The 232-nt window shown below is 31.0% G+C and carries 1 protein-coding gene; it reads right to left on the bottom strand.

Annotation, left to right across the window (positions count from 1 at the left end):
* Nucleotides 1–20: 20 nt before the first annotated feature.
* Nucleotides 21–158, bottom strand: coding sequence for a hypothetical protein (locus tag V7068_RS14225; RefSeq protein ID WP_164853174.1), 138 nt, complete (start codon nucleotides 156–158; stop codon nucleotides 21–23).
* Nucleotides 159–232: the final 74 nt, after the last annotated feature.

Consider the following 232-nt stretch of genomic DNA (forward strand, 5'->3'; position numbering starts at 1 on the left):
AGTCATCACGTCCTTTTTCATTAACTAGCTTGATTATCATATTCATTCAATTGTTCTTTCGTTAAGTGTGTTACAAAATGATAAAAAGTCATCGACTCCATTCCGTAATTTTCACATGCTCTTTTATAGCTTTCATATGCTTCACGATACGTTTCCATCTTCGTTTCCCCCTGTTGTATAACAATTTATTTAAGTTATATAAAATATATAACAGAACCATCTCTGTGTCAAT

It is taken from the genome of Bacillus sp. JJ634, from assembly GCF_036962285.1.
Classification (GTDB): domain Bacteria; phylum Bacillota; class Bacilli; order Bacillales; family DSM-1321; genus Peribacillus; species Peribacillus asahii_A.